Here is a 19,535-nt window from a genome sequence, read left to right on the forward strand (position 1 = left end):
CCATAAGGATATATTTATGTCCAGCGATGCCTTTTCCGCGCCTGCCCAGCGGGCGGTGCTGCCCTGCCCGCCAAAGCTGCTGATCGCCATTATCGCCTTCGCCGCCATCGCACCCGGCGTGCTGATGACCGCGCCGGCGATCGCCGCGCAGCTGGCCGCTGAATGGCGTCTGACGCCTGCGCAGATCGGCCGGCTGTTCGCCTGCGAGCTGGGGGCGATGAGCCTCGCCACGCTGCCGGCCTGGTGGTGGATGAGCCGCATCAACTGGCGTCGGGTCGCCTGGCTGGCGGCCGGCGTCTTTCTGCTCGGCAATCTGGCCTCGGCGCTGGTAAGCGGCTTCGGCCCGCTGCTGGCGCTGCGCTTTATCGCCTCGCTGGCGGGCGGCACGCTGATGATTCTTTGCATTACCTGCGCCGCCGGCGTCAGCAACGCCAGCCGGGTTTATGCCTGCTGGGTGCTGGGCCAGCTGGCGCTGGGGGCGATCGGCCTGCTGGCGCTGCCGCCGCTGTTTGCCCAGTTCGGCCTGATGGCGGTCTACCTGCTACTGGCGGCGCTGATGCTGTGCTGCCTGCCGCTGATCGCCGCCTTTCCCGACGGCTACCGACCGGCGCCGCAGACGACAACGTCCCGCCGCCCCGCCCCGGTCGCGCGCAAGCTGTGCGCGGTGGCGGCAGTGCTGTGCTTTTATATCAGCCTGAGCGCGGTCTGGACGTTTATCGGCAATATCGGCGCCGCCGCCGGGCTGTCGGCGGTGCACGGCGGCCAGGTGCTGGCCATCGCCACGCTGTTCGGCATCGCCGGCGCCGGCGTGGCCGCGCTGACCGGTGACCATCGTCAGCGACAGCGGCTGATGGTCTTCGGCTACCTGCTGCTGCTGACCAGTATCATGCTGCTGTTCGCCACCCCGCAGCTGGCGCGCTTTGCCGCCGCGGCGGTGCTGTTCAAATTCACCTGGACCTTCGTACTGCCGTTTATGCTGGCGGCCGTCGCCGGGCTGGATAACAACGGCAAACTGATGAACGGCATCAACCTGGTCATCGGCGGCGGCATGGCCATCGGTCCGCTGCTGGCCGGCTATCTGCTGCAATTTTTCGGCGGCTTCGGCGCGCTGCTCGGCGGCGCACTGAGCTGCGCCCTGCTGTCGCTGCTGCTGATCTCGCTGGCATCCCGCGCGTCGCGCGCGCCCTTTAACAAGGAGTCTGCAACGTGAAAAGAAACACCGGCTTTTTCTTCGATGAACGCTGCTTCTGGCACAGCACCGGGCTGCACGCCACCACGCTGCCGGTCGGCGGCTGGGTGCAGCCCCCCGCCGGCGCCAGCCATGCCGAATCGCCGGAAACCAAACGGCGGATGAAAAACCTGATGGACGTCTCCGGCCTGTCGCGTCAGCTGCAGCTGCGCAGCGCCGAACTGGCGGACGAACAGGACCTGCAGCGTATTCACCCGCCCCACTATCTGCAACGCTTCAAGCAGCTGAGCGACAACGGCGGCGGCCTGCTGGGTGAGGAAGCGCCGCTCGGCCCCGGCAGCTACGAAATCGCCAGGCTGTCCGCCGGGCTGGCCTGCAGCGCGCTGGAGGCGGTGCTGCGCGGTGAGCTCGACAACGCCTATTCGCTGTCGCGGCCGCCGGGCCACCACTGCCTGCCGGAACAGTCGATGGGCTTCTGCTTTCTGGCCAATATTCCTATCGCCATCGAACGCGCCAAACAGAGCTGCGGCCTTGACCGGGTGGCGGTGATTGACTGGGACGTGCACCACGGCAACGGCACCCAGCACATCTACTGGCGGCGCGACGACGTGCTGACCATTTCGCTGCATCAGGACGGCTGCTTCCCGGCCGGCTATGCCGGCGAGCAGGATCGCGGCGCCGACGCCGGCCAGAATTAAATCAACGATTTCACGTTCGCGCGGGGTCAGCGTCGCGCGCGCCGTCGCGCCGCGATCGCACGGCGCGGCATCCGGCGCCACATCGCCGTGCAGACGCGCCACGCTGCGCACCAGCATCAGCGCTTCGCGCAGCTCTTGCTGCCGTGGCTGACGCAGCGCCACCGTGCGCCGTGAAGAACCGAAAAACACCCCCAGCCGGCGCTGCGGCGTCAGCTGCAGCACAATGCCCGCTTCGTCGCGCCAGCCGGTTTTACGGTAAAAATTGCGGTAGTAATCGCTGTGGTAGAAACCGCGCGGAGCCAACTGGCGCAGCGTGAAGATATCCCCCTGCCGCCCGTCGTTCAGCGCGTGATAAAACGGATCCTGCAGATAGGCGCCCTGCTGATAGAGCGCGTTCACCCGGTCGCTGTTCTCTTTTTCCGCCTTCAGCAGGCAGCACGGCGGCCGATCCTGCTCAAAGGCGTACACCAGCGCATTATCGAACGCGAAGAAGCGTTCCAGGTAGGCCAGCAGGTGCGGATAGAAATGGCGGGTCGCCACGGCGTCAATCACCGTCGTCAGTCTGGCAAGCTGAATATCCATCCGCGCCTCCGAGTATTAACAGGTTAACAATCTGCGCCTGGCGCGGCCCGAAAATCAGCGGGCGGCCGGAAAGTAATAAAAAGCATCTCACTGCTTGAAATGCAAGCCGGTAAAAGCAGGCGTGTTAAATCAGTCACAACTTGCCCGCCCGACTGAAAGGCGCATTCATTAAGATATTAATGCTATGACGATTGAAGGCAGAAATAGTTATGTATGCCGGATAGGTATTTTTATACGTGGCCTATGTCAGCAATGTGTAATCAGAATTGCCGTAAACGTACAGTATTTCTCTGTCACTGAGATGAACGGCAATTGCAGGGGCCGTAGGCGCGCCCCCGCGCCCGCGCTTAGGCACGTTCAGCCTGCTTCGCAGGTACCGGGCCAATTAACTATGAGCTTTGACGTTAAAAAACTAAAGCTATAAAGCTGTTGCATGGCAAGAAATCATGGTTCACGCCGCCGTGCTGAATTATGCTGGCGTTTTGCCGTTCGCCAAGGAGCCATGCATGACCCTCACCATCGCCAACCGCCACACCTGGTTCGGCCAGGGCGCCATCGGGCGGTTGATCCCGCTGCTGGAGCAGGATCCGCAGCCCACGCTGCTGTTCAGCTGCCGCTCGTTTCTCAATGGCCCGATATACGCCGCACTGGCGCCGCAGCTCGATCCGCTGCTGATCGGCCGGGAGATCGTCAGCCATGAGGCCTCGCCGCAGGAGCTGGACCAGTGGGTCGCACGCTGGCGCGGCAAGGCGGCGCGGGTGGTGGCCATCGGCGGCGGCAGCGTGATCGACGCCGCCAAGGCATTCTCAGCGCTGGTGGAACACCCGCTGCCGACGCTGCGCTATATGGAAAAGGTGGGCGATACGCCCATCAGCGGCGCCACCCTGCCGCTGATCGCCATTCCCACCACCGCCGGCACCGGCAGCGAGGTCACCCAAAACGCGGTAATCACCGATACCCGTGTCAAGCAGGTTAAGGCCTCGCTGCGCCACGCCAATTTTGTGCCGCAGACGGCGATCCTCGATCCGCAGCTGCTGCAGGGCGCGCCCGACCACGTGCTGGCCTACTGCGCGATTGACGCTTTCACCCATCTGTTCGAGGCCTATCTGTCAAAAACCGCCAGCAGCCTGACGCGCGAGCAGTCGCTGAGCGGCATACGCCTGTTCCTCGACGCCTGGCCGGCATTGAACCGCAGCGACGATGCGCGCGAAGCCATTATGCAGGCATCCTATCTCGGCGGCCTGACGCTGAGCAGCGCCGGTTTGGGCGTGATCCACGGCATCGCCGGCGAGGTAGGCGCACTGCGCGACTACCATCACGGCCAGGTGTGCGGCCGCCTGCTGCTGCCGTTCCTGCAGTTGCTGGCAGAGAGCCAGCAGCCGCAGCAGCGCCGGCTGATGCAAGAACTGGCCGGGCGGCTGTTCCCGCAACATCCGGGCAGCCCCGAGCATTACCTGAGCGACTTCATCACCGAACACGCCATCGCGCCGTTCTGGCAGGAACCGCTGGCTCTGACGGCGGACGAGCTGCGCATCAGCGTGGAAAAGTCCAACAGTAAAAATTCGCTGCTCGACTACTCCGCCCGGCAGCGGCAACAGATGATAGAGGCGGCATTCCATATCGAATGAATATATAATTCGATCAAGGAAATAGCGGAGAAGTAACATGAGCATTATCGACTGGATTTTGACCGGCATCGCCGTAGGCCTGATTGCCGGCGCGCTGATCAAACTCTTCGGCAAGAAGAAAGATCGGTAAACCTTAAAGCGGGGGAGCAACGGCTTGATACATCGGCCTTTGTTTCCCCGCAGATGCCTCAGCCGCCCGGCCGAGGCGTCGGGTAGTCTTCCTCAATACGCAGCGCCGCCGCATACGGGCTGTCCCACAGTTGCTGATACAGCTGGTCCAGCCGCGCGGTCAGCGCATCGTTATGCAGCACCAGTTCCAGATTTCGCGAATTATCCAGATAACCGCCGCTCCAGTTGCTGGTGCCGACCCAGGCAAGCCGCTCATCAATGGTCATAATTTTGCTGTGGATCACCCGGGCATAGGGAATAAACCCGCTGCCGGCGGCGGGAATGGTCACCACTTTCAGCTGTACGTTCGGCAGCAGCGCCAGACTCTTCAGATAAGCGATCTCCGGCTTTTTGGTGTTCCAGTCCGCCACCATCAGCTCCACCTGGACGCCACGCGCCGCCGCGCCGCGCAGGGCGTTGTCGATAACCGCATAATAGGGCCGGCTGCGCCCCGGGCCGAAGGAGAGCGGCGCATACTCCATCACCTGTACCCGCACCCGCCGCTGCGCCGCCGCCAGCAGCCGCGGCAGCTCGCTCTGCGTATCGATCACCCCCGGCGGCACATACGCGCGCGGGCTGGCGAGCAAATAACTGTCCGCCGGCGGCGCCGGCTGATAGGTCAACGGCGGCACCGGCCGCTGCTGCGCCTGCAGCGCCTGCGCCTGCCAGTCCTGCTCAAACACCGCCTGTATCTGGCGCACCACACCGACATCGCTGACGCGCAGCCCGACCTCATGAATATGCTCCAGCGCCCGCCAGTCAAAATTCTGGCTGCCGACAAACGCCTGTTCGCCGTCCACCAGCAGGTATTTGGCGTGCATAATGCCGCCGCTCAGCGGCTGATAGTCCAGCACGCGCAGCGCCAACTGCGGGATCGCCGCCAGCTGTTCCAGCGTATCCGCCGCCGAATTACGCAGCCCCTTGCGCTCCAGCAGCAGGCGGATTTTCACCCCGCGCTCGCCGGCGCGGCGCAGTTCCGCCAGCACCGCATCCAGCCGGCTGCCGGGCTGGTTCATCACATAAAACTGGGCGATATCGATGCGCTGCCGCGCCTGGGCGAACATCTGCCGCCAGACTTCGGCGCTGTCGCGCAGGTCATCATTCTGCAGGCAGGTTTCTACCGGCGCGCTGTACACCAGCTCATAGCCGGGCACGTCAAAACGCGCATTGACGGCATCATGACTCATATTCAACGGGTAACTCCATAGCGGCGTAAAACTGACGGCCATTAGGTATAGTCTCGCCTTCATCTGTCAAGCCAGCCCGGATATTTATGGCTTAATTGATGAAAGGAGCCACCCGGCGCTACAGGTGCCGTGTACGGCCACAGAAGCGACGGCGTCGTTTTTCTCACAAAAAAATGCCGGTCAGTTCGCACCGACCGGCATTCTATCGTGTATGACTCAGCGAACGCTGCTCAGTTCACTTTCACCGGCATGCCGGAACGCGCTTTGATCGCCGCGTCGACTTCGCTTTGGTTGACGCCGCTGTCCATCAGCACCTTGCCAACCGCCGGCGACAGCATCACCGGCACCGGATCTTTCGACTTCAGCTGCTCTTCGTTGGCGGAAAGCGGGTTGTGCACTTCCAGGTAGCGGCTGCCGTCCGGCTCGACCGAGGCTTTCACCGGCTCATTGATAAACTGCACGCGCGTGCCGACCGGCACGTTATCGAACAGGTATTTGATATCGTCGGCGCGCAGACGCACGCAGCCGTGGCTGACGCGCAGGCCGATGCCGAAGTTGGCATTGGTGCCGTGAATGGCGTACAGGCGGCCGATATACAGCGCATACAGCCCCATCGGATTATCCGGGCCGGCCGGGAACACCGCCGGCAGGATTTCCCCTTGCTCCGCGTATTCTTCACGCATTTTGGCGGTCGGCGTCCAGGTCGGGCCGTCCTTCTTGCGCTGTACGCTGGTCACCCAGTTCATTGGCGTGTCCTTACCCAGCTGACCGATGCCGATCGGCAGCACCACCACGGTGTTGGTGCCTTTCGGGTAGTAGTACAGACGCATTTCCGCGCTGTTGATAATAATACCCTGACGCGGCGTATCCGGCAGAATCAGCTGCTGCGGAATGGTCAGCGTGCTGCCGGCCTTCGGCAGGAAGGGATCGACGCCCGGGTTGGCTTCCAGCATATTGCTCAGACCCATCTGGTACTGCGCGGCAAAACTTTCCAGCGGCAGCTTGCTGTCCTCAGGGACCTGGATCTGGATATTCTCCCCCACCAGACGGCTGTCTTTGGCCGGCAGAGGGTAAACAACGGCGAGGGCGGTCTGGCTGAACGCCACCAGGGCCGTAAACAGGGTTAATAACGCGCGAATGCTCATGTTTATCTTCGTGTTGGTTTGGTGGGCCGCACTGGCAGTAATTTGTCTAAACTATCTTCGGCCTTCAACGACCGGATGCGCATTATATGTTCACTTAAGCAAAAGTGTGAAATTTTCACGCCGATCGGCACGCATTTTTTCATCACTATCGGCCGCGAAATCCCTGCCCCCGCATCGCCATCCCCCGCCAGACGCCGTTCACACGCCGCTGTTCCGCCCCTCAGAAATCACCGCCTTGTTTAGCCAGCCGTCACCCAACAGGCATCCCGTGCCGGCAACGCTATCCGTTTATACCATTATCCCGAGCCGATGTTCCGCTCACCTGAAAACGTATAACGGAGAGATAATGATGAGTACAACCCTAGAAGAAAATACCGGCTATTTCTTATCACCGGAAATGTTCGGCGCCGTTGGCGACGGCCTGCACGATGACAGCGATGCTATCCAGAAGGCCATCGACCATGCTCGCGTAAATAAATACCGAAAAGTTGTCGGCAAAGGCAACTACCTGATTAATAAAACACTGTTAATAGGCTCTGACGGCAATGGCTTTGCGCTGCACCTGCAATCGCTGATTGTCGGCGAGCAGTTCCCCGCGCTGCCGGAAAAATGGTGGGATGCCACACCGGCGATCGCCCCCCATCAATCCGCCGGCAGTCAAAACAACATTGACCTGCGCGTCGAATACTTCAATGGTGCCAATAAAGCGACCTGGTTCAGAAACTGGGGGAACGGCATCACCGCCTCAAGGCTGTACTGCGGCAGCATGAAAAATTTCATTATCGGTTACCGCTGCTATAAAGACACCCAGCGGGTAACGGGGATGAACGACCTCGCCGGCTGCAGCTGGTACGGCGGCTATCTGGGGGCACTGATCGGCACCGGTGATAAAGTGCCGGGCTTTACCACCGTCGCGGAGTGCCATTCATTTGATATTCAATGGTTCGCCTCAAACAAATATGGCGGAGTAATTCTGCTCTCGGGGGCGCAGTACGCCAACATTTACAAGGGCACTTACGACTATAACGGCAAGTTCTCGGTCTGGATGAACCTGGGCGCCAACAACCCGGATACGGAAAATAACGGCAAAGTTATCGGCTTCGGCGACACCATCAGCGACGGCGTCGTCACCGGCACGGTACTGACGGAGCCTTCCTATCATCAGGGCAGCTATTACATTCTGGTCACCGATACGCAGAGTGCGCTGGACGGCCAGAGCACCTGGACGGCAGGCAAACCGCTGAGCAACCAGGACGGCAGTTGGAAGGCCACGGCGGAAAAAATCATTACCTGCACCACCACCGAAGCCCGCTACTTTGACGTAGTCGCCAATATTCGCACCGGAGGTTTCGGCAAATGCATCATTGAACCTGAATATATCGGCGGCCTGATCGGGCATAACCTCTTCACCAGCCAGTACCGGGCGGCCAGCGCAACATCAATCAACGATACCTCCAACTATCGCGGCCTTGGCGTGGCCAGCACGGCGGATCGCCTGGAGATGACGGCCACCAGCCACAGCAATACGCCGTTTATCAGCGCGTATAAGGATGAAACGCAGGTCAGAACCCATTTACGCCTTTTCAATCAGAGCAAGCTGCTGGGGTTAAACAAATCGGTTAACGTGCCCAATGACAGCCCGACCTGGATCTTCTCGCTGGGAGCGAATACTTCAGCCACTATCGCCATGTGGAAGGTATATGTCACCTCAACCACGACAGGTATCTCAGGGGAAGCAAACGTCACCGTCAGGGGCAATGAAGCGTTTATTACCAACGTGGTGTATGCCTCCAATATGCAGTTCAAGGTCGACGGGCTGAAGCTGCTGGTGCATCAAAGCACCGGCGCCAGCAGAAATATCTTTATGAACGCCATCCGCGTCGCCTGATCCGCCTCTCGGATCGCGACATCATCACCTCCACCGCCGGCGCATCATGCGCCGGTTTTCACCGGTTGATCTCGCTCAGCGCCGCGTTGCCTGCGCCGGCAAACGTCGAATGGGGATCAGATATTCACAGTGGATCGCCGCGCCGGCCTGATGGTAAAAACCACCCTGCGCGGGGTAAAAACGCTCAATATCGCTGCCCGGGCGGCGCACCACATTCAGCGCCGGCATCACGCTGTCGTAGACGCGGGCGATAAAACTCTGGAAATCCTCCGCCTGTCCCTGGTAGACAAAGCTGACGTACTCTCCCGGTTCAATCCGCACCACCTCCCCCGCCGTTTGCTCATCGTCCAGGGCAACGGTGTACGCCATGCACTGCCGATCCTGCTGGCGGCTGTCGACGTCCAGCCGGGCCAGGCCGTAGGCTACCGCCGGCGGCCCGGACAGCGGGCAGCGCAGCGCGTTCCAGGCGCTCTGGCGCAGCTCTTTTTTCCGCCGGCTCAGTTCGTTTAACGTCAGCGTGCGGCGCTGTGTCCGCCCCACCAGCCGCATTGCCGGCAGTTCGACAAAGTCCGCCGCCGGCAACGGCGGCGCACACAAACGCAGCGGCGGCTGCATACCATAGCCCGGCCACTCCGCACTGCGGCGGTAAGCGGCCGGCGGCAGACCGAACTGCTGACGGAAACCGCGGGTGAAGGTCTGCTGGGAGTCAAACTGGTATTTATCCGCAATAATCGCCACGCTGGTGCCCGTCAGCCGCAGTTCGCGCGCCGCAGCGCTCAGTCTTCTACGCCGCACGTAGGTGCCCAGAACGTGGCCGGTCTGGCGTTTGAACATCCGTTGCAGATGCCATTTGGAATAGCCGGCTTTCGCCGCGATCTCATCCAGAGACAGCGTCTGTTCCAGATTCTGTTCGATCCACACCAGCAGCTGATTAATCACCGCCCGTTGATGCATATAGCCCCCTTATTGATTCAACCACGCCTGCGCCAGCCGATGCGCCTGTTCGCTATCAGCCACAACCTCGACCGGGTATCCCCAGAACCTGCTGGAGTACTCGGCAAACGGCCCCGCGGCAAGTCGGCGCGCGCTATCCGGCTCGATCATCACCATGCCTTTTACATACTGTTTCAGCGCGGCACGGTGTTCGCGTTTCCACAGCGCGACCTGTGTGCGTTCATCGCGAGTCGGCTCCCCCTGCTCGTCAGAGCGCGGTTCACACACAATCACAAACGGCTGCCGCCGCGCCAGCAGCGCGCCAAATTCGGCAAATTCGGCGACGACGTCACGCGGCTGCCCGGCGGGCCGATACATGCGGACATAAGGGAAGGTTGCGGCGTCAAAGGACATCTTGCATCTCCTGCAATACAGTTATCGGATTGCCGCTTACTTTATCGACAACGGCGCTAGACCGCATTGCACAATCAGGACATACTATTTTTCATTTAAGCCAAAATGAGAGTCATTCTCATGTCTTTTGTCACCAAAAAGGCCTGTCTGGACATTGATAACGTGCCGCGCCCGGTGTTCGCCGTGCAGGGCGCGACGATTAACGAAAATTGGGAAGTCGAGCCGCATCGTCACCAAAAGGCGCAGCTGATTTATACCGCGCGCGGCATGCTGCGCTGCGAGGTGGAAAACGGGCTGTGGCTGGTGCCGCCGCAATGTGCGCTATGGATGCCCGGCAATGTTCTGCACAGCGCGCGCGGCACCGGCACCACCGAGTGTTATGCCCTGTTTGTCGACCCGGCCGCCGCCGGCGATCTGCCCGCCAGCAGTTGCACCCTGACCATTTCACCGCTGCTGCGCGAACTGCTGCTGGCTGCCAGCCGCTTTACCCCGCTGTATGACCAGCACGGGGCCGAGGGCCGGCTGACGACGGTGCTGTTGGATCAGTTGGCGGCGGCGCCGGTGGAGAATCTGCATCTGCCGGTCTCCCAGGATGCGCGTATCCGCCAGCTGATGGATCAATTGCTGGCGGACCCGGCGAATAAGCGCACGCAGGCGCAATGGGCGCAGCATATCGGCATGAGCACACGCTCGCTGAGCCGCACGCTGCAGCAGCAGTTGGGGATGAGCTTCGGCCACTGGCGGCGTCAGCTGCACGTAATGCTGGCGCTGCAACGCCTGACGCAGGGCGTCAGCGTGCAGAGCGTGGCGTTGGATCTGGGCTATGAGAGCGCCAGCGGCTTTGTCACCATGTTCAGGAAAGCGGTCGGCAAGCCGCCGGCGCGCTATCTGGCGGAAAAGGCGGCGGACGGCCCAATGCCGTCCGGCACCATCGCCATGTAGGCGCCGCGATCGCGGCGCCCGGCGGTCAGAAGTCGTAAAACACCGTCACCCAGGTGGAGTCCGGCTCATTGTCGCTGCTGTTGGCCAGCGTGCGTTCAACATACACCGACAGACCGTAGCCGATGGTGGTGCCTGCCCCCAGATAGACGTGATTGGCGTGGTAATCCTCCTGCCCTTTCAGCCGCAGCGAGTCCGCCGCCACATAAGGCTGGACGGATTTCAGGAACGGCTTGTCGATATTAAAGGTATAGCCGACAAACCCTTCCAGTCCGTAGCCGTCGCCGGCAAAGAAATGCGACAGGCTGCGCTCGCGGGTGCTGGGCACATAATCTTTATAGTAGCTGGCGGTACCGACGATATACCAGTTGTCCGGCTGCCAGGTCAGCGCCGTCCCTGACAGCTGCTGGTGATATTGCTGCTCGTTATAACGGTCATCTTTCACCTTGGCGTCGGTGTAGCTATACGCCGCGCTCAGCGTCAGCGTCGGATCGATTTTATAATCGAACCCCAGCCCGCCGCCGCCGGAACGCCGGTAGCTGAGGTTATTGGCGGTATGCAAATCATCTTCCGGCAGCAAATAGTTGGCGTACAGCGTCAGCGGACCAAAGTCATTGGTATATTTCAGGCTGTTTTTGGGTTTATTACCGCCGTCATAGTCGCCGGAAATACCAATGCCGGTGCCGCCGGCGTGACCATCGTTATCCCAGACGTCGCTTTTAATTCCGACCACGGAATAATAGATGCCGTACTGATGGCCATAGGTCAGCGTACCGTAGCGATCGTCTTTAAAACCGCCATACAGCTGGCGCTGATAGTCGCGCTTGCCGTCTTCGTCGTAGTGCCCGTCCCAGCTCAGCGCGTGCGCCAGATCCACACCCCATTCGTAGTAGCCGATGGCCGAGGTATGCTGGCTCAGGGCGTAATCAGCGCTGAAACGAAAGCGCGTGCCGCCGTCATGACCGTTTTTATCATAGCCCGGCTCCGGGCCATTATTAAAAATCCATTCCGGCCGAATGCTGCCGCCCACTTTTAAACTCAGCGGCGCCAACAACACATTGCTCTGCGGGTTTTTCTCCAACACGGTGATTTCCGCCTGCGCGGCGCCGGATAACGCCGACAGCAGGACGCCGCCAATAATAATTGGCGTTTTTATCATTTTCATTACTACCCCTGTCTGAAATAAGTATTTCTTATTATTAAGTGCTATGGCTCTTGGCCATGAACAAATAATTACCCGATATAACAAAACGGTGCAAGGGATAAAATTTCACGACCTAATAACAAAAAAGACAAATAGCGATAAGGGAAAATAAAAACGTATCAAAATGATACCAATGGAAACAAAACAACAGATAGCGCACAAATAACCAGCACAAAAAACAATATTTAACCAACCTCACAGGCAGTCATTAACATTTAATAACAAATCAAAAAATAGGTCACCGGCAAAAAAATGAACGGGTAGTGATGATTACCAATAGAAACTACATGGAGTGCCGCCCGGTATCCACCGCGTTGTGATTGCACCAATTAGTCACCATCCATATTCCTCGATGTCCGCGTAGCGTGAAGAACAGAGGAGAGTTCCCGGCTCGTTAACCGATCCACCACATTGGCTTAACCCGACCCGCGCACGCCCCCCAAGCTTTGGTCGAGGCAATCGCTGGCAAGGTAGGAAAATAGGAAGAATAACAGCGGAAAACACGACATAAATCATTTCTACTTCCTTAAAAATATCCGACTTTGTTCCCTCAATTATTTTTAAGAATAAAAATAATTGACCATACCAAAAGCACCAGAGAGATAACGTTATCACGCTATATATATAAGAGTGCCATCGATTATTCACGGGTAAGGGTCCATAACGGAAGCGATTTTCCTTTCGGATGACAAAACGAAGACACCGCCGTAACACCGAACGGTGAAATAGACTTCACGCCCAAGAATTTCAAAGAAGATTTCTCCATAGCCAATGCTAATGATCAACACTGGTTCATTCATGAAATGGCTCATGTTTGGCAATATCAAATATGCAGTGAATAAAAGGGCCTGACTTAAAAAGGCGCTATGAATGGGTGCTACGACCATTCTTTAAATACTATATAAACAGGATGGGCTTATCATGAGGAAAATCCCCCTGGTATTGCTTAGTCTACTTACTCTAAGCGGCTGTCAGCTGGAAAAACAGTGGTATTACCCGCTGCAGGTTTCGCTGCAAGACAACCAGCCCTGCTTCGCCGTACCTGCCGACAGCGTCAGCCGTCACGATAGTCTGCAAAACCGCGGCATCATCGTCTCTCAACAGACGTCGCAGCAATGGGATATCGTCTGGACCTCACCTGACATTCACCCGCAGCCGGCACTGCAGCCCGGCCGGTGCGTCACCTACCCGCAGGCCGCATGGCGGGCGGGCAAATACACGGTGCTGATGGGCGTCTCGCTTAATCACGATCGTGAGCGACGTAAATATACCCACGAATTTTCCCTCGCCAAAACCCCCGACGGCCGGCTGATTCTCCGCCCTTGAGCGCTGCGCAGACGGTCATTCAACGGCCCGTCGGCAATAAACCGCTCCCCTTTCGTATGAATAATGATTATTATTCTCAAATAATAACCGGCGTGCGACAACGCGCCCGGCAGGTTGCTGCCTTTGAAGCCAATGTTGAGCCGTTCCGGCCGCTGCGCGGCAATAATAATTTTAACCATATGGAGATGTTATGAACGCTGTAATGACAACCGGCCGTCGCCTTGGCGGGCGCGCGGTTTTCCCTCTGATGCTGCTGACCACCATGCTGTTTGCCACCGCGTCCCAGGCGCAGGCCGAATCCGAACTGCTGCGCAAGCCGGTCGGTAAAGGCGCCTATGAAATGGCGTATAGCCAAAGCGCAAACGCGCTGTATCTGGCGACCTCGCAAAGCCGTAAACTGGACAAAGGCGGCGTGGTGTATCGCCTGGATCCGACCACGCTGGACATAACCCAGATTATTCACAACGATATCAAGCCGTTCGGCGCCGCTATCAATAACAAAACCAACACGCTGTTCTTCGGCAACACCGTCAACAGCTCCGTCACCGCCATCGACGCCGCCAGCGGCGAGGTGAAAGGCCGGCTGGTGCTGGATGCGCGCAAACGCGCCGAAGGCGTGAAACCGCTGGCGCCGCGCGAACTGGTGGCGGATGAAAGCACCGATACCGTCTATATCACCGGTCTGGGCGAGTCCAGCGTGGTCTGGGTGGTAAACGGCAAGGATATGACCCTGCGCACCACCATTACCGACACCGGCAAATTCGGCACCGGCCTGGCGCTGGACGCCGCCGCCAAGCGCCTGTACGTCACCAACAGCGAAGGCGAACTGGTCACCATCGACACCGCTGCCAACAAGGTGCTGACGCGCAAGAAGCTGGATGAATCCAAAGAGCACTTCTTCCTGAATATCAGCCTGGATACGGCGAATCACCGCGCCTTTATCACCGACTCCAAACAGCCGCAGCTGCTGGTGGTGGATACCCGCAACGGCGATATTCTGCAGAAAATCGACGTGCCGGAGTCGCTGGCCGTGCTGTTTAACCCGGCGCGCAACGAAGTGTACGTCACCCACCGTAAGGCCGGTGCCGTCAGCGTGATTGACGCCAAAACCTACCAGGTGCGGGAAACCCTGAAAACGCCGACCCACCCGAACAGCCTGGCGCTGTCGCCGGACGGCAAGACGCTGTACGTCAGCGTGAAACAGGCTTCCAGCCGCGAGAAAGAGGCTACCGCCCCTGACGATGTTATTCGCGTCAGCCTGAAATAATCCTGCGTCCCCAGAGCGCAGGGGGATCCCTGCGCAGATGGCCTCATAGGCATTGCCGTAAACGTGCAGTATTCCTCTGCTGCTGACGTGAACGGCAATTCCTTTTACACTATCGCCCTATAAACCCTCGCGTATTCACCGCCGCATAAACTCCCCTCTATCCCGTTATTTACGCCATTTTTATCTCCCCCTGCGCAATCGTTACGGCGTTTTTACAGACGGTTTTACGCCTGCCGGATAACATCATCATGTCGCCACTATGGCCTGATGAGAGCACTCCTCATGCATTTATCTCTGCACGTTATCACCGCCTTTTCCCGGCGCGTCCCGCAATGCACCGGGGGCCGCCATGTACGCTAATATCATCGATTTTCATCCGCTGTTAACCGCGCCGGAACCGGCGCGGCAAGCGCCGTTTGCCGCCGAGGTCGAGAACTATCTGCACCATTATCCCGACACCGAGTTCGTCGATATCTATCTGCACGATCTGAACGCCCAAATCCGCGGCAAACGCATCGCCGTCTCGGAACTGTTCGCCCTGGAGCAGGGCTGCTATTTCCCGCAGTCGGTGTATGCGATGGATCTCAACGGCCAGGTGGTGGAGCACAGCGGTCTGGGCCAGCAGGCCGGCGAACCCGACAGGCTGTGCCTGCCGGTGTGCGGCACGCTACGACCCTGCGCCAAAGACCCGCAGCATAGCGCGCAGCTGCTGCTGACCATGCAAGAAACGGACGGCGCGCCCTGCCTGCTGGAGCCGCGCGTGGTGCTGGCGCAGCTGCTTGAGCGGCTGCACCGCCTCGGCTATTACCCGGTGATCGCCGCCGAGCTGGAGTTTTATCTCCATGCGCCGCAACAGCGCCCCGGGCAGCAAGAGGCGCTGTTATCGCAGAACTTTGCCGTTGATGCGCCGGCGTGCCACGGTGCGCTGCTGGAGGATATCGCCCGCCACGCCAGGCTGCAGGCACTGCCGCTGACCGGCGTGGTGGCCGAAGCGGCAGCCGGCCAGTATGAGCTGAACCTGCGCCACGGCGCCGACGTGCTGGCCAGTTGCGATCGGCTGCTGGCGCTGAAGCGGCTGGTGCGTCAGGTGGCGCAGCAGCACCGGCAGCATGCCTGCTTTATGGCCAAGCCGGACGCGCAGACGGCCGGCAGCGGTCTGCACTTCCACATCAGCCTGCAGGATGCGCAGGGCCGCAACCGCCTGAGCATGCAGGACGATGCCCCCGGCGACGCCATGCGCCAGGTGCTCGCCGGCATGCTGGCGCTGATGCCGGCTTCCATGGCGCTGCTGGCGCCCAACGTCAACGCGTTCCGCCGCTTCCGCCCCGAGATGCATGTGCCGCTGCGCGCCTCGTGGGGCTACAACAACCGCACCGTGGCGCTGCGCCTGCCCTGCGCCGATCGGGCCAACCAGCGTATCGAGTACCGGCTGGCCGGCGCCGACGCCAACCCCTATCTGGCCGTCGCCGCCATCCTCGCCGGCATGCTGTTCGGGCTGGAGCAGAACCTGCCGCTGCCGCCGTCCAGCTGCGGCAACGGCTATGACGATCCGCAGGCAACGCCGCTGCCGCTCGGCCAGCCGCAGGCGCTGGCGCTGTTTCAACGCTGTGCGGCGCTGCGACGGCTGCTCGGCCCGGCATTCTGCGACCTGTGGCACAGCTGTAAAAGCGCGGAGCTGGCGCAGTTTGAGCAGTTGATTACCGACGCCGAACGCGCCTGGCCGCTGTAATCCCGATTGATGACGAATAACCAAGGAGCCCTTTGATGTCTCGTCTGGTTCTGCTCTCCAATAAACACTGTGACGCCAATGATATTATCGCCGCCGTTCAGGACTACGCGCTGAATACCCTGACCGATGAAAGCCAGGGGCTGTGGCTGGGTTGGGACAGCAATGTGGAAAACTTCGCCGACGCCGCCGACCGGCCGGTACAGGTGCAGCACAGCAACGGTTATGAACTGGTGACCTTTCCCTTTTCCACCCGCGAGTTTCACTACCACTATCAGGGCTACTACCACGACGGGCTGTGGCCGGTGTTCCACAACCGCCCCGAGCTGGCCCATTTCACGCCGGAAAACTACCAGGCCTACCGGCAGGTCAACCGGCAGATCGCCGCCATCGCCAGCGAATACATCTGCCCGAGCGATTTGATCTGCATTGATGATTATCAACTGCTGCCCTGCGGCGCGGCGCTGAAGGAACAGGGGCTGCTTAACCCGTGCGGTTTCTTTTTCGCGCTGCCGTTTCCCGCCGCGCCGCTGCTGAAGAACATTCCTCAGCACCGCGAGCTGGTTGAGTCGCTGCTCTATTACGATCTGATCGGTTTTCGCAGCCTCGGCGACGCCAATAATTTCCACAACTATCTGGCGAACGCCTACCAGGTCGAGCCGCTGCCCGACAATCAGTATCAGGTCGACGGCCATATCTTCAGCACCGCCATCTTTCCCGACGCGCAGCACGCCAGCCGGCTGTGCTGACGCCCCCGCCCGCCGCGGCCCTGCGCGGCGGAACCGCTCAGCCGACGATTTCAACCGCTCGGCGGGCTATCGCACCGCTCGGCCAATTTCATCTGCCATCGCTTTACGCCGCGCGCGATGATGAGCTGTTCCTAAACCTGCCCCTTATTACCGGGGAAGCCGTACCTGACCACATCCGCACCCTAAAAATCTATAAGCGGATGCTTTTACACATTTTTTGCAGACTGGAATAAGGAATATCTCATGAAACAAACGGGGATTTTCAAACATCTCCCATGGATGCTGCTGGGGGTACTCGGCGCATCCTGTCTCGGCGTGGTGGCGCTGCGGCGCGGCGAACACATCAGCGCGCTGTGGATCATCGTCGCCTCGATCGCGGTGTATCTGGTGGCCTACCGTTACTACAGCCTGTATATCGCCACCAAGGTGATGAAGCTGGACGCCGGTCGCGCCACCCCGGCGGTGGTGAATAACGACGGCCTGAACTACGTGCCGACCAACAGAAACGTGCTGTTCGGCCACCACTTCGCCGCCATTGCCGGCGCCGGCCCGCTGGTTGGCCCGGTGCTGGCGGCGCAGGTCGGCTACCTGCCGGGCACGCTGTGGCTGCTTGGCGGCGTGGTGCTGGCGGGGGCGGTGCAGGACTTTATCGTGCTGTTTATCTCCTCACGCCGCAACGGCGCGTCGCTCGGCGAGATCATCAAGAAGGAGATGGGCCCGGTGCCGGGCACCATCGCGCTGTTCGGCTGCTTCCTGATTATGATCATCATTCTGGCGGTGCTGGCGCTGATCGTGGTGAAAGCGCTGGCGGAAAGCCCGTGGGGCGTGTTCACCGTCTGCTCCACCGTGCCGATCGCGCTGTTTATGGGGATCTATATGCGCTTCCTGCGCCCCGGCCGCGTCGGCGAGGTGTCGGTGATCGGCATCGTGCTGCTGCTGGCGTCCATCTGGTTCGGCGGCGTGATCGCCCACGATCCGTACTGGGGCCCGGCGCTGACCTTTAAAGACACCACCATTACTTACACGCTGATCGGCTACGCGTTTATCTCCGCCCTGCTGCCGGTGTGGCTGATTCTGGCGCCGCGCGACTACCTGGCGACCTTCCTGAAAATCGGCGTGATCGTCGGGCTGGCGATCGGCATCGTGATCCTGAACCCGGATCTGAAAATGCCGGCGGTCACCCAGTTTGTCGACGGCACCGGCCCGGTGTGGAAAGGCTCGCTGTTCCCGTTCCTGTTTATCACCATCGCCTGCGGCGCGGTCTCCGGCTTCCACGCGCTGATCGCCTCCGGCACCACGCCGAAGCTGCTGGCCTGTGAAACCGACGCGCGTTTCATCGGCTACGGCGCAATGCTGATGGAATCCTTCGTGGCGATCATGGCGCTGGTGGCGGCATCGATTATCGAACCGGGCCTGTACTTCGCCATGAATACCCCGCCGGCGGCGCTGGGCATTACCATGCCGAACCTGCACGAGCTGGGGGGCGATAACGCGCCGCTGATTATGGCGCAGCTGAAGGATGTGACGGTGCACGCCGCCGCCACAGTCAGTTCATGGGGCTTTGTCATCAGCCCGGAGCAGATCCTGCAAACCGCGAAAGACATCGGCGAACCGTCGGTGCTGAACCGCGCCGGCGGCGCGCCGACGCTGGCGGTGGGCATCGCCCACGTGTTCCACAAGATTATGCCGGCGGCGGATATGGGCTTCTGGTACCACTTCGGCATTCTGTTTGAGGCGCTGTTTATCCTGACCGCGCTGGACGCCGGCACCCGCTCCGGCCGCTTTATGCTGCAGGATCTACTGGGCAACTTCGTGCCGTTCCTGAAAAAAACCGACTCGCTGGTGGCCGGCATTATCGGCACCGCCGGCTGCGTCGGCCTGTGGGGCTACCTGCTGTATCAGGGGGTGGTCGACCCGCTCGGCGGCGTGAAAAGCCTGTGGCCGCTGTTCGGCATCTCCAACCAGATGCTGGCCGCGGTGGCGCTGGTGCTCGGCACCGTGGTGCTGATCAAGATGAAGCGCACCCGCTACATCTGGGTGACGGTGCTGCCGGCGGTGTGGCTGCTGATCTGCACCACCTATGCGCTGGGGCTGAAGCTGCTGAGCAATAACCCGCAGCTGGAAGGCTTCTTCTATCTCGCCAACGAGTACAAACAGAAAATTGCCGCCGGCGGCGACCTGAGCCCGCAGCAGATCGCCAATATGCAGCATATCGTGGTGAACAACTACACCAACGCCGGCCTGAGCATTCTGTTCCTGCTGGTGGTGTACGCCATTATCTTCTACGGGATAAAAACCGCGCTGGCGGCGCGCAAAAACCCGCAGCGCAGCGACCAGGAAGCCCCATACGTGCCGGTGCCGGAACAGACGGCGTCCAACTCTGAGGGCGAGGTCAAAGTTTCACCCCAGCATTAACGGCAATTTGCCTGCATAATAGAGTGAGTCACGGGCGCTGCGTGCGGCGCCCGTTAACCACGTTTTCCGGGAGTACA

General features: G+C 60.2%; 15 protein-coding genes and 1 pseudogene. 11 read left to right on the forward strand and 5 right to left on the reverse strand.

Annotation, left to right across the window (positions count from 1 at the left end; all coding sequences use genetic code 11):
• The first annotated feature begins 16 nt into the window (after window positions 1-16).
• From FO014_RS07080 to FO014_RS07095, 4 genes and pseudogenes are all read left to right on the forward strand, one after another.
• Complete coding sequence (locus FO014_RS07080; RefSeq protein ID WP_160028561.1) at window positions 17-1,210, forward strand: MFS transporter; 1,194 nt, start codon at window positions 17-19, stop codon at window positions 1,208-1,210.
• Window positions 1,207-1,881, forward strand: a pseudogene (locus tag FO014_RS07085) (arginase family protein); the annotation flags it as partial. The gene FO014_RS07080 and the pseudogene FO014_RS07085, both read left to right, overlap by 4 nt.
• A gap of 285 nt (window positions 1,882-2,166) precedes the next feature.
• Window positions 2,167-2,496 carry a hypothetical protein gene (locus FO014_RS07090; protein ID WP_160028563.1) on the forward strand — a complete coding sequence of 110 codons (330 nt, stop codon included), beginning with the start codon at window positions 2,167-2,169 and terminating at the stop codon, window positions 2,494-2,496.
• Between the two features lie 479 nt (window positions 2,497-2,975).
• Window positions 2,976-4,097 (forward strand): iron-containing alcohol dehydrogenase, encoded by a 1,122-nt coding sequence (locus tag FO014_RS07095; RefSeq protein WP_160028565.1) that lies wholly within the window; start codon window positions 2,976-2,978, stop codon window positions 4,095-4,097.
• Window positions 4,098-4,285: 188 nt separating this feature from the next.
• Here the strand turns inward: FO014_RS07095 and FO014_RS07100 are convergent, their stop codons facing one another.
• Both FO014_RS07100 and FO014_RS07105 read right to left on the reverse strand, forming a co-directional pair.
• Window positions 4,286-5,452, reverse strand: a complete 1,167-nt coding sequence (locus FO014_RS07100) for a phospholipase D-like domain-containing protein (RefSeq protein ID WP_160031372.1) — start codon at window positions 5,450-5,452, stop codon at window positions 4,286-4,288.
• A gap of 230 nt (window positions 5,453-5,682) precedes the next feature.
• Window positions 5,683-6,603 (reverse strand): L,D-transpeptidase family protein, encoded by a 921-nt coding sequence (locus FO014_RS07105; protein WP_201282936.1) that lies wholly within the window; start codon window positions 6,601-6,603, stop codon window positions 5,683-5,685.
• A gap of 340 nt (window positions 6,604-6,943) precedes the next feature.
• Here FO014_RS07105 and FO014_RS07110 point away from each other — a divergent pair, with 340 nt between their 5' ends.
• Window positions 6,944-8,485 (forward strand): glycosyl hydrolase family 28-related protein, encoded by a 1,542-nt coding sequence (locus tag FO014_RS07110; protein ID WP_160028569.1) that lies wholly within the window; start codon window positions 6,944-6,946, stop codon window positions 8,483-8,485.
• A 75-nt stretch (window positions 8,486-8,560) separates the two neighbouring features.
• Here FO014_RS07110 and FO014_RS07115 read toward each other — a convergent pair whose 3' ends face one another.
• A complete protein-coding gene (locus FO014_RS07115; protein ID WP_160028571.1) occupies window positions 8,561-9,439 on the reverse strand; it encodes a helix-turn-helix domain-containing protein in 879 nt (292 codons plus the stop codon).
• Window positions 9,440-9,448: 9 nt separating this feature from the next.
• Window positions 9,449-9,832 (reverse strand): hypothetical protein, encoded by a 384-nt coding sequence (locus FO014_RS07120; protein ID WP_160028573.1) that lies wholly within the window; start codon window positions 9,830-9,832, stop codon window positions 9,449-9,451.
• Window positions 9,833-9,952: 120 nt separating this feature from the next.
• On the opposite strand from FO014_RS07120, the gene FO014_RS07125 reads away from it, so the two are divergent.
• Entirely contained in the window at window positions 9,953-10,774 is an 822-nt protein-coding gene (locus tag FO014_RS07125; protein WP_160028575.1) for an AraC family transcriptional regulator, read from the forward strand.
• 25 nt (window positions 10,775-10,799) lie between these two features.
• On the opposite strand, the gene FO014_RS07130 is transcribed toward FO014_RS07125, so the two are convergent.
• A complete protein-coding gene (locus FO014_RS07130; protein WP_111737779.1) occupies window positions 10,800-11,936 on the reverse strand; it encodes a porin in 1,137 nt (378 codons plus the stop codon).
• Between the two features lie 960 nt (window positions 11,937-12,896).
• On the opposite strand from FO014_RS07130, the gene FO014_RS07135 reads away from it, so the two are divergent.
• The 5 genes from FO014_RS07135 (at window position 12,897) to FO014_RS07155 (ending at window position 19,458) form a co-directional block, all read left to right on the forward strand.
• Window positions 12,897-13,301 carry a putative T6SS immunity periplasmic lipoprotein gene (locus FO014_RS07135; RefSeq protein WP_160028577.1) on the forward strand — a complete coding sequence of 135 codons (405 nt, stop codon included), beginning with the start codon at window positions 12,897-12,899 and terminating at the stop codon, window positions 13,299-13,301.
• A gap of 190 nt (window positions 13,302-13,491) precedes the next feature.
• Window positions 13,492-14,568, forward strand: coding sequence for a 7-bladed beta-propeller protein YncE (gene yncE / locus FO014_RS07140; RefSeq protein WP_160028579.1), 1,077 nt, complete (start codon window positions 13,492-13,494; stop codon window positions 14,566-14,568).
• 349 nt (window positions 14,569-14,917) lie between these two features.
• Entirely contained in the window at window positions 14,918-16,297 is a 1,380-nt protein-coding gene (locus FO014_RS07145; protein ID WP_160028581.1) for a glutamine synthetase family protein, read from the forward strand.
• 35 nt (window positions 16,298-16,332) lie between these two features.
• On the forward strand, window positions 16,333-17,043 hold the full coding sequence (locus tag FO014_RS07150; protein ID WP_105229623.1) for a trehalose-6-phosphate synthase: 711 nt from the start codon (window positions 16,333-16,335) through the stop codon (window positions 17,041-17,043).
• A 243-nt stretch (window positions 17,044-17,286) separates the two neighbouring features.
• Complete coding sequence (locus FO014_RS07155) at window positions 17,287-19,458, forward strand: carbon starvation CstA family protein (RefSeq protein ID WP_160028583.1); 2,172 nt, start codon at window positions 17,287-17,289, stop codon at window positions 19,456-19,458.
• Window positions 19,459-19,535: the final 77 nt, after the last annotated feature.

The organism is Serratia rhizosphaerae (assembly GCF_009817885.1).
In the GTDB taxonomy this organism is placed as follows: Bacteria; Pseudomonadota; Gammaproteobacteria; order Enterobacterales; family Enterobacteriaceae; genus Serratia_B; species Serratia_B rhizosphaerae.

Coding starts and splice junctions, on each gene's coding strand:
- FO014_RS07080 (WP_160028561.1), top strand. CDS start 17: ATGTCCAGCGATGCCTTTTCCGCGCCTGCCCAGCGGGCGGTGCTGCCC.
- FO014_RS07095 (WP_160028565.1), top strand. CDS start 2,976: ATGACCCTCACCATCGCCAACCGCCACACCTGGTTCGGCCAGGGCGCC.
- FO014_RS07100 (WP_160031372.1), bottom strand. CDS start 5,452: ATGAGTCATGATGCCGTCAATGCGCGTTTTGACGTGCCCGGCTATGAG.
- FO014_RS07110 (WP_160028569.1), top strand. CDS start 6,944: ATGATGAGTACAACCCTAGAAGAAAATACCGGCTATTTCTTATCACCG.
- FO014_RS07115 (WP_160028571.1), bottom strand. CDS start 9,439: ATGCATCAACGGGCGGTGATTAATCAGCTGCTGGTGTGGATCGAACAG.
- FO014_RS07120 (WP_160028573.1), bottom strand. CDS start 9,832: ATGTCCTTTGACGCCGCAACCTTCCCTTATGTCCGCATGTATCGGCCC.
- FO014_RS07125 (WP_160028575.1), top strand. CDS start 9,953: ATGTCTTTTGTCACCAAAAAGGCCTGTCTGGACATTGATAACGTGCCG.
- FO014_RS07130 (WP_111737779.1), bottom strand. CDS start 11,936: ATGAAAATGATAAAAACGCCAATTATTATTGGCGGCGTCCTGCTGTCG.
- FO014_RS07135 (WP_160028577.1), top strand. CDS start 12,897: ATGAGGAAAATCCCCCTGGTATTGCTTAGTCTACTTACTCTAAGCGGC.
- yncE (WP_160028579.1), top strand. CDS start 13,492: ATGAACGCTGTAATGACAACCGGCCGTCGCCTTGGCGGGCGCGCGGTT.
- FO014_RS07145 (WP_160028581.1), top strand. CDS start 14,918: ATGTACGCTAATATCATCGATTTTCATCCGCTGTTAACCGCGCCGGAA.
- FO014_RS07150 (WP_105229623.1), top strand. CDS start 16,333: ATGTCTCGTCTGGTTCTGCTCTCCAATAAACACTGTGACGCCAATGAT.
- FO014_RS07155 (WP_160028583.1), top strand. CDS start 17,287: ATGAAACAAACGGGGATTTTCAAACATCTCCCATGGATGCTGCTGGGG.